This is a genomic window from Micromonospora sp. AMSO12t (genome assembly GCF_008806585.1).
GTDB lineage: Bacteria > Actinomycetota > Actinomycetes > Mycobacteriales > Micromonosporaceae > Micromonospora > Micromonospora reichwaldensis.
This window is the reverse complement of the sequence record NZ_WAAS01000298.1, coordinates 1-7,438: the sequence shown is the minus strand read 5'-3', so window position 1 is coordinate 7,438 and position 7,438 is coordinate 1. Positions and strand designations below refer to the sequence as shown.

10 protein-coding genes are annotated in these 7,438 nt (G+C 77.3%); 6 read left to right on the top strand and 4 right to left on the bottom strand.

From position 1 onward, the window contains the following. The first annotated feature begins 168 nt into the window (after positions 1-168). Complete coding sequence (locus F6X68_RS28395) at positions 169-504, top strand: hypothetical protein (protein ID WP_132234772.1); 336 nt, start codon at positions 169-171, stop codon at positions 502-504. A 142-nt stretch (positions 505-646) separates the two neighbouring features. After that, the gene (locus F6X68_RS28390; protein ID WP_151457128.1) at positions 647-1,894 is read left to right on the top strand and encodes an MFS transporter; all 1,248 of its coding nucleotides are present in this window, start codon (positions 647-649) and stop codon (positions 1,892-1,894) included. 174 nt (positions 1,895-2,068) lie between these two features. Here the strand turns inward: F6X68_RS28390 and crcB are convergent, their stop codons facing one another. After that, positions 2,069-2,431: a fluoride efflux transporter CrcB gene (crcB, locus tag F6X68_RS28385; RefSeq protein ID WP_151457127.1), complete on the bottom strand. Its 363-nt coding sequence runs from the start codon at positions 2,429-2,431 to the stop codon at positions 2,069-2,071. Continuing rightward, positions 2,428-2,925, bottom strand: a complete 498-nt coding sequence (locus F6X68_RS28380) for a CrcB family protein (RefSeq protein WP_151457126.1) — start codon at positions 2,923-2,925, stop codon at positions 2,428-2,430. The genes crcB and F6X68_RS28380 overlap by 4 nt, the downstream gene beginning before the upstream one ends. Positions 2,926-3,232: 307 nt before the next feature. On the opposite strand from F6X68_RS28380, the gene F6X68_RS28370 reads away from it, so the two are divergent. From F6X68_RS28370 to F6X68_RS28355, 4 genes are all read left to right on the top strand, one after another. Then, positions 3,233-3,661 carry a DUF6766 family protein gene (locus tag F6X68_RS28370; protein ID WP_225852477.1) on the top strand — a complete coding sequence of 143 codons (429 nt, stop codon included), beginning with the start codon at positions 3,233-3,235 and terminating at the stop codon, positions 3,659-3,661. Between the two features lie 90 nt (positions 3,662-3,751). Beyond that, on the top strand, positions 3,752-4,204 hold the full coding sequence (gene paaI / locus F6X68_RS28365; RefSeq protein WP_151457125.1) for a hydroxyphenylacetyl-CoA thioesterase PaaI: 453 nt from the start codon (positions 3,752-3,754) through the stop codon (positions 4,202-4,204). 70 nt (positions 4,205-4,274) lie between these two features. Continuing rightward, positions 4,275-5,381 carry a nucleotide disphospho-sugar-binding domain-containing protein gene (locus F6X68_RS28360; RefSeq protein ID WP_151457124.1) on the top strand — a complete coding sequence of 369 codons (1,107 nt, stop codon included), beginning with the start codon at positions 4,275-4,277 and terminating at the stop codon, positions 5,379-5,381. Positions 5,382-5,452: 71 nt separating this feature from the next. After that, entirely contained in the window at positions 5,453-6,019 is a 567-nt protein-coding gene (locus tag F6X68_RS28355; RefSeq protein WP_151457123.1) for a dienelactone hydrolase family protein, read from the top strand. 35 nt (positions 6,020-6,054) lie between these two features. Here F6X68_RS28355 and F6X68_RS28350 read toward each other — a convergent pair whose 3' ends face one another. After that, positions 6,055-6,948 carry an aldo/keto reductase gene (locus tag F6X68_RS28350; protein WP_151457122.1) on the bottom strand — a complete coding sequence of 298 codons (894 nt, stop codon included), beginning with the start codon at positions 6,946-6,948 and terminating at the stop codon, positions 6,055-6,057. A gap of 137 nt (positions 6,949-7,085) precedes the next feature. Further along, a partial coding sequence (locus tag F6X68_RS33705; protein WP_192581570.1) for a hypothetical protein occupies positions 7,086-7,438 on the bottom strand: 353 nt, incomplete at its 5' end.

Genomic DNA, 7,438 nt, shown 5'->3' with positions numbered 1-7,438 from the left:
CCGGCCCGCTGAGCGGCCACCCGCCCGCCGGCCCGTGCTCGTCCGTCGTCCCACAGAGGGCGCGCCCGGGGCGACGACCGGGCGCGCGCAGGTGGCTCCCAGGTAGTGCGCAGGCGGTTGCCAGGTGACGGTGCTGCACTGGGGAGACGCCGAGGAGAGGAGCCGGGCATGGGCTGGTTCAACCGGCGGCCGCGCGCCGCCGACGCGACCCCGACGAAGCTCGACCGCGAGGCGACCCGGGAGGACCTGGCCGCGCTGGAGGCGTTCGTGGCCAGCCGCCGGGGCGTGGAGTTCTACCTGGAACCGGAGACCACGGCAACCGACACCACCGTGGTCGCCATCGCTCACGACGGCGAGTGGATCCGCCGTCGTACCGGCTCGCCGCGCGCCGCCGGCTCCATCGCCCGCAAGCACGCGGTGCCGCTGTACGAGGCCGCCCGCACCGGCTACCCGGAGCGGATGCGGGCGTGGAACCGGGCCCACCCGGAGCGTCACGCCCGCTGACCGGCCGGGACGTCACGCCGCTGACCCGCCGGGACGCCACGCCCCCTCGACCGGTGCGCCCGGGACCACTCCGGCCCGCTGCCCGCTGCTCGCCGGCAGGCACGGGGCCGCTCCGTCGGATCCGGCGCGGTAAGGTGCCCTGATGGCTGATCGGTCCCGGTCGCTAGGACGTCCCTTCTGGACGTTCTGGACCGCCGCGGCGCTGGCCAACCTGGGCGACGGCATCCGGGTGGCCGCCTTCCCGCTGCTCGCCGCCGCGCTGAGCGACAACCCGGTGGCGGTGGCCGCAGTGGCTGCGGCGCAGTTCCTGCCGTGGCTGGTCACCGGCCTGCTGGCTGGCGTGCTGGCGGACCGTCGGGCGGCCCGTGCACTGATCGCCGCCGCCGACGCCAGCCGCGTCGTGGTGCTGGCGGCGGTGGCCGTGGCCGTGGCAACGGGCCTGGCCTCGGTCGCGCTCGTGGTCGCCGCCGCCTTCCTGCTCGGTGTCGGCGAGACCCTGCGCGACACCGCCGCCCAGACCGCGATCCCCCGTCTGGTGGACGACGCGCAGCTGGAGCGGGCCAACGGCCGCCTGGTGGCGGGTGAGATCGTGGGCAACGAGTTCGTCGGCCCGCCGGTCGGGGCGATGCTGTTCGTCGTCGGCGCGGCGCTGCCCTTCGCCGTCAACGGCGCCTCGCTCGCGCTGGCCGTCATGCTCGTGCTGTCCCTGCCGCTGAGCCTGGCCCGCCCTGGCCCGGGACGGTCCGGCGCCGACGCGGACGGGCGGAGCGTCACCGCCGCCCCGGCCAGGCGCGGGGCGCTCGCCGGGCTGCGCTGGCTGGTACGGCAACCCGTGCTCCGTACGCTCGTGGTCGTCGGCGCGGCAGTCGCCGCCGCGGACAGCGCCTGGTTCGCGATCTTCGTGCTGTACGCGCGGCAGAGCCTCGGTCTCGGCGCGCTCGGCTTCGGCCTGCTGCTGGCGACCGGCGCGGCCGGCGGGCTCGCCGGCTCACTCGTCGCCGACCGGCTGATCGGCCGGTTCCGGCACCGTCGCGTGCTGGCCTGGTCAATGGCGGTCACGGCCGGGACACCGGCCCTCCTGGCCGTCGCGCCGCACCGGATCGCCGCGGTGGTCGTCGTCGTCGTCACCAGCGCGTCGTTCGCGGTCCTCAACGTGGCCGCGCTGTCGGTCCGGCAACGCCTCGTGCCCGGCGACCTGCTCGGTCGGGTGGTCGCCGCCTCCCGGATGCTCTCCTACGGCTGCACCGCGCTCGGGGCACTCGCCGGTGGGGCGCTGGCCGCCGGCCTGGGCATGCGGGCACCCTTCCTGTTCAGCGCGACGGTGGCGGTCGCCGCGACCGCCGCCTGGTGCGTCGCGTCCCGCCCCACCGCGCCGCCCGACTTGGCCTGACGGGGAGGCCGTCCGCCGTCAGGCGCGCTTCGCCGGGCTGCGCCCGGGGGTGTGGAGACGGTCGACGGTCCGCGACGGGGCAGGACGCGGGTGAGCGGCTCGGTCGCTGCGGCGGCCCTGGTCGACCTGCGCCTGCCCGACGGGCCGACGGACCCGCGTCGCTGAGCCGCCCGCTCAGCCGGTGGCGGCCCGGGCCAGGGCGAAGCCGGCGGTGGCGGCGCCGAGGCCGGCGGCCACGCTGGCGAGCACGTTGACGAGTGCGAGGAACCGCCGGCCCCGGCGTGCCAGCCGCAGCGTCTCGTACCCGAAGGTCGAGTACGTGGTCAGCGCGCCGCAGAAGCCGGTGCCGAGCAGCGCGCTGACGGCCGGGCCGACGGGCAGCCCCGCCAGGAGACCGAGCAGCAGCGACCCGGCCACGTTGACGGTCAGCGTGCCCCACGGGTAGACGCCGCCGAGCCGGGCCTGCACCGCCCGGTCGGTGAGGTAACGCAGGGGCGCGCCGACGGCCGCGCCGAGCGCGATCAGCAGCACGGTCACCGGCCGGCCCCGCGCTCCGGCCGGCCGTGGCGGGGGGCGTCGAGCAGCCGGCCGGTGACGGCGTCGCCGAGCCAGACCGCGACCAGCGCGCCGAGCAGGGTCGCGGCCAGGTAGCCCAGGGCCACCTCCGGCGCGCCGGCGTCGAGCGCCAGGCGGACGTCCACGGCGTACGTGGCGAAGGTGGTGTAGCCGCCGAGGACGCCCACGCCGAGGAACGGGCGCAGCAGCGGTCGGCGGCCACCGGAGCGCTCCAGCGCCGCCATCAGGACACCGATCAGCAGGCACCCGGTCAGGTTGACGGCGAAGGTCGCCCACGGGAAGCCCGTCGGGCCGTGCGGGACGGCGTGCTGGAGGCCGGCCCTGGCCAGGGCGCCGAGCGCGCCGCCGGCCGCGACGGAGCCGAGCACCCCGCCGGGACGGGCGGCCAGCTCGCCCCGGTCGGCGGGTACGCGCAGGTCGACGTCCGGGTCGACCCGCGGATCCGGTCCGGTCACCTCGCCCTCCCCGCCGGTGCCACGGGGCGGGACCTCGGCGCGCCCGCCAGCCTAGCGTCCGGCGTGGAGCCGTTCGAGCCGCTCGCCCGGCAGCCGGTGCAGCGCGCTGGCGGTGAGGACGGCGTCGTACTCGCGGTGGGGAACGCGGCGTGCCGGTCGGGCCGGTTCAGGTCGGCGGTGACGACGGTGATCCGGTCCCCGAGCAGGGCGCGGGCGTGGCGGGCCGCGCCACGCCGGTGCGCCGTTTTGTCGCGCCTGTCCCGGGGCACAGGCCACCTACCTGGGGATTCGTCGAAAGGGGAGCGCGATGTCCGACACGACGACCTCCGGCGCGCGGCCGGCCGGGGCACCGTCCCGGGGCGGGCGGTCACACCGCCGGGCACAGGGGCCGCCGTTCCGCAGGCCGAGGTGGCCCAGGGCGTACGCCTTCGCGCTGGTGACCGGGGCGCTGTTCCTGCTCTCCTGGATCGCGCAGTTCGTCTTCCAGGCCTCCGTGGCGAGCGACGAGGCGAGCCAGCACGGCCGGTCCTTCGCCTGGGCCGACTTCCTGCCGCAGTTCCTCGCCTCCACCTTCGAGAACTGGCAGTCCGAGTTCCTCCAGTTGATCTGGCAGGCGGCGGGGCTGGCCCTGTTCTACCACTGGGGTTCCTCCCAGTCCCGCGAGTCCGACGAGCGGATCGAGGCGAAGCTGGACGCGCTGCTGCGCGAGCGCGACCTGGACCCGCAGGACCCGTGACGGGTGCCGTCGGTGCGGTGCGGGCAGACGGCGTACGGTACCGGGACCGGCGGTCGAGGGGGCCGCCCCGAAACAGGCGTGGAGCGGTCGATGGGCGGGACGGGGCGGTCGTCGATCGACGGCGGGACGGCTGAGGGGGCCGGGCGCGACGCCGCGTACGCCATGTTCGCCGCCGACGTCGCCAGCCGGGGGCTCGGCATCGAGCTGGTGGAGGCCGCCGGCGGAGCGGCGGTGGCCCGGATGCGGGTGACCGGCGCGATGGTCAACGGCCACGCCATCGCCCACGGCGGGTTCGTGTTCCTGCTCGCCGACACCGCCTTCGCGCTGGCCTGCAACAGCCACGGCCCGGCCACCGTCGCCGCCAGCGGCGAGATCAGCTTCGTCCGTCCCGCCCACGAGGGTGACCTGCTGACGGCGCACGCCACCGAGCGCACCCGGTACGGCCGCAGCGGCATCTACGACGTCACCGTCACCCGGGACGACGGCGCGGTGGTGGCCGAGTTCCGGGGCCGCAGCCGGACCCTTCCCCCGACCGCCGGCTGAACCCGCCGCCGTCCGAACCGCGTCGTCCGGTGCCCCCACGAGGGGCTCCGCCGGGGCTAGCATCGGCGCGGTGCGAGTACTGGTGGTCTCCGCGCCGTTGATCGGGCACGTCGCTCCGCTGCTGCCGCTGGCCGCCGCACTGCGCGACGCCGGGCACGAGGTGCTCGTCGCCACCGCCGCCGACGGGCTGCGGGCGGTGCGCCCCGGGCTGCCGGCGCGCGACGTCGCGCCCGCGTTCGACTTCGGACGCATCGCCCGCCGCGTGCTGCTGCGCCACCCGCTGACCGCGCGGGCCGAACTGGCCGGCACCGCCGGCACCCGGGGCGCCGGGCTGCTCTTCGGCGCCGTCAACGACCAGCTCGCCGGCGGGGTGGTCGCCCTCGCCGGGCAGTGGAGACCCGACCTGGTGGTCCACGAGCCGTTCGCGGTGGCCGGCGCTCTCGCCGCCGCGACGCTCGGCGTGCCCGCCGTACGCCAGGAGAACGCCCTCTTCGACGGCCGCGAGCTGGCCCGGGCGACCCTGGCGCGGCTGGGCCCGGCGCTGCGCAGGCACGGCCTGACCGAGCTGCCGCCGCCGGCCGCCGCGATCGCCGTCGCCCCGCCCAGCGTGCTGCGTCAGGACGGCTGGCCGATGCGCTACGCCACCGAGGCGGGCGGCGAACTGCCGGACTGGCTGCGCGAGCCGGGGGAGCGGCCACGGGTGCTGGTCAGCCGCAGCACCGTCGCCGGCCCCGGCAGCGCTGGACCGATGCCGGCCGTCGTCGCCGTCGCCGACCGGGTCGACGCCGAGTTCGTGCTGGTCCGCCCGGAGGCGCGGCTGGCCCGCCGGGCGCTGCCCGGCAACGTGCGTACGGTCGACTGGATCCCGGTCCCCGCGGCCCTGCCGGCGAGCGCGGCACTGGTCCACCACGGCGGCGCGGGCAGCGTCCTGAGCGCGCTGATCGCCGGGGTGCCGCAGCTGGCCACCGTCGGGGCGGGCGACCGGCGGCACAACGCCGAGCTGGTGGCCGCGCGTGGGGCCGGCATCGCCGCCCGCACCCGCGACATCACCGCCGACACCCTGACCCGGCTCGTCACCGACACCGCGCTGCGCGACGCGGCGCGGCAGGTCAGCGCCGAGATCGCCGCCATGCCGGCGCCGGGCGAGCTGGTGCGGCGACTGGAATCGCTGGGCTGACCCGGCCTCGCGTCGGCGGCGGGTCAGCGCGGCGGCCCGGCCCCGTCGCATTCGTCAGACAGAATGTCCCGATGGGACACGTCGTGCTGTTTCATTCCGCCTACGGGCTGCGACCCGCCGTGTTGACGGCCGCCGACCGGCTGCGCGCCGCCGGCCACCACGTCGTCACCCCCGACCTCTACGGCGCGCCGGCCGTCGACACGATCGAGGCGGGCTTCGCCCTGCTCGGCGAGGTCGGCGAGGTGGCCGTGATGGGCCGGGCCAGGGCGGCGCTGCACGAGGCGCCGCCCGAGGCGGTGCTGGCGGGGTTCTCCATGGGGGCCGCGGTGGCCGGCGCGCTGCTGGCCGAGCGCCCCGCCGCCGCCGCGCTGTTGCTGTTGCACGGCGCCGGCGGTGCGCCGGAGGCGGTCCGTCCGGGCCTGCCGGTGCAGCTGCACATGGCCGACCCGGACGAATACCCCCCGGAGCCCGAGCTCGGCCGGTGGCAGCGGGCGATCACCGGCGCGGGCGCGGAGCTGAGCGTCCACCGCTATCCCGGCGTCGGTCACCTCTACACCGATCCCGACCTGCCCGACCACGACCCGGCGGCCGCCAGCCGGACGTGGGAGCGGGCGGTCGCCTTCCTCGACGGTCGCTGACGCGCCACCACGCCGCGCGGGCGGGGCGCCCGCGGTCAGCGGAGGCGGGCCAGGTCCTCGGGGGTGAGCCGGATCGCCCCGGCCGCCACGTTCTGCGCCAGGTGCGCCGGGTCGCCGGTGCCGGGGATGGCCAGCACGTGCGGCCCCTGGTGCAGCGTCCAGGCCAGGCGGATCTGGTGCGGGGTCGCGCCGTGCGCGCGCGCCACCGCCCGTACGGCCTCGTCGTGGTCGTCGCCCGCGCCCGCCTCCCGCCCGGCGCCCGCGATCGCGAAGAACGGCACGAAGGCGATCCCCCGCTCGCCGCAGACCCGCAGCAGCTCGTCGGCCCACCGGTTCACGTCGAGGGCGTACGCGTTCTGCACGCACACCACCGGCGCGATGTCCCGCACCTCGTCCAGGTGATCCACCCGCACGTTGGACAGGCCGAGATGCCGGATCAGCCCGGCGTCGCGCAGCTCGGCCAGGGCGGCGAAGCGCTCCGCCACCGAGTCCCGCCCGGGTCGCCGGACGATCCGCAGGTTCACCACGTCCAGGTGGTCCCGGCCCAGGCGGCGCAGGTTCTCCTCCACCTCCCGGCGCAGCTCCGCCGGGCCCAGTTCGCGGTGCCCGGTCGCCTCGTCGAAGGACGGCCCGACCTTGGTGGTGACGACCAGGTCGTCCGGGTACGGCGCGAGGGCCTCGCGGATCAGGTCGGTCGCGTACCGGGGCGAGCCGGTGCCGACGCCGAGCGGCCCGCCCGGCGAGACGTAGAAGGCGGCGGTGTCGATGTGGTTGACGCCCAGCTCGACGGCCCGGCGCAGGACGCGGACGGCGCGCGCCCGGTCCGGGTCGACGGTGAGCCGCATGGAGCCGAACCCCATCCGGTGCACGGTCCGGTCGCCGAGCGTCCAGGTACCGGCGGCGGAGGCGGTGATCTCTTCGACAGGCATCGGGCGAACCTAGCCAGCCGACCCCGAGGCGCGCACTCGGTCGGTCGCCCGATACCGCCCGGATCGAATTCCCGTTAGTTTGGATCGTGGGGGAGATCCCCTGGCCGCCCCCTCCCCGCGTCCAACACACCGCCCGCTCACGCCGCGACCGGCCTGCCGCGCGGCAGGACCCACCTCGGCCGCTGCCCGCGCCCCTGCCGCCGCGCCGAACCGCCCGCCCCGAGGGCTGCCGTCGCAGCGGGGCCGGCCGGGTGCTCGGCGAGGTCGTCGGCCGTGCCGGCGGTGGACTTGCCGGTCTTCAGGTCGATGGCGACGCGGTCGCGCGCGGTCGACGGGGCGGGGCCGGCCGAGGGGCGGCGATCGCGGGCCGCGATCCAGCCGTGCAGCTCCACCACCCGGCCGCCCCCGACACGTTCCGCGGGGACGGCGACCAGCGGACCGGGCGCGGAACGCGCCCCCGGCAGCACCGCGATCCGGGGCACGTCGGCGA

Excerpts from the sequence above, each read along its gene's own strand:
- F6X68_RS28350 (WP_151457122.1), bottom strand. The coding sequence starts at position 6,948 with ATGCCTGTCGAAGAGATCACCGCCTCCGCCGCCGGTACCTGGACGCTC.
- F6X68_RS28390 (WP_151457128.1), top strand. The coding sequence starts at position 647 with ATGGCTGATCGGTCCCGGTCGCTAGGACGTCCCTTCTGGACGTTCTGG.
- F6X68_RS28355 (WP_151457123.1), top strand. The coding sequence starts at position 5,453 with ATGGGACACGTCGTGCTGTTTCATTCCGCCTACGGGCTGCGACCCGCC.
- paaI (WP_151457125.1), top strand. The coding sequence starts at position 3,752 with ATGGGCGGGACGGGGCGGTCGTCGATCGACGGCGGGACGGCTGAGGGG.
- F6X68_RS28370 (WP_225852477.1), top strand. The coding sequence starts at position 3,233 with ATGTCCGACACGACGACCTCCGGCGCGCGGCCGGCCGGGGCACCGTCC.
- F6X68_RS28395 (WP_132234772.1), top strand. The coding sequence starts at position 169 with ATGGGCTGGTTCAACCGGCGGCCGCGCGCCGCCGACGCGACCCCGACG.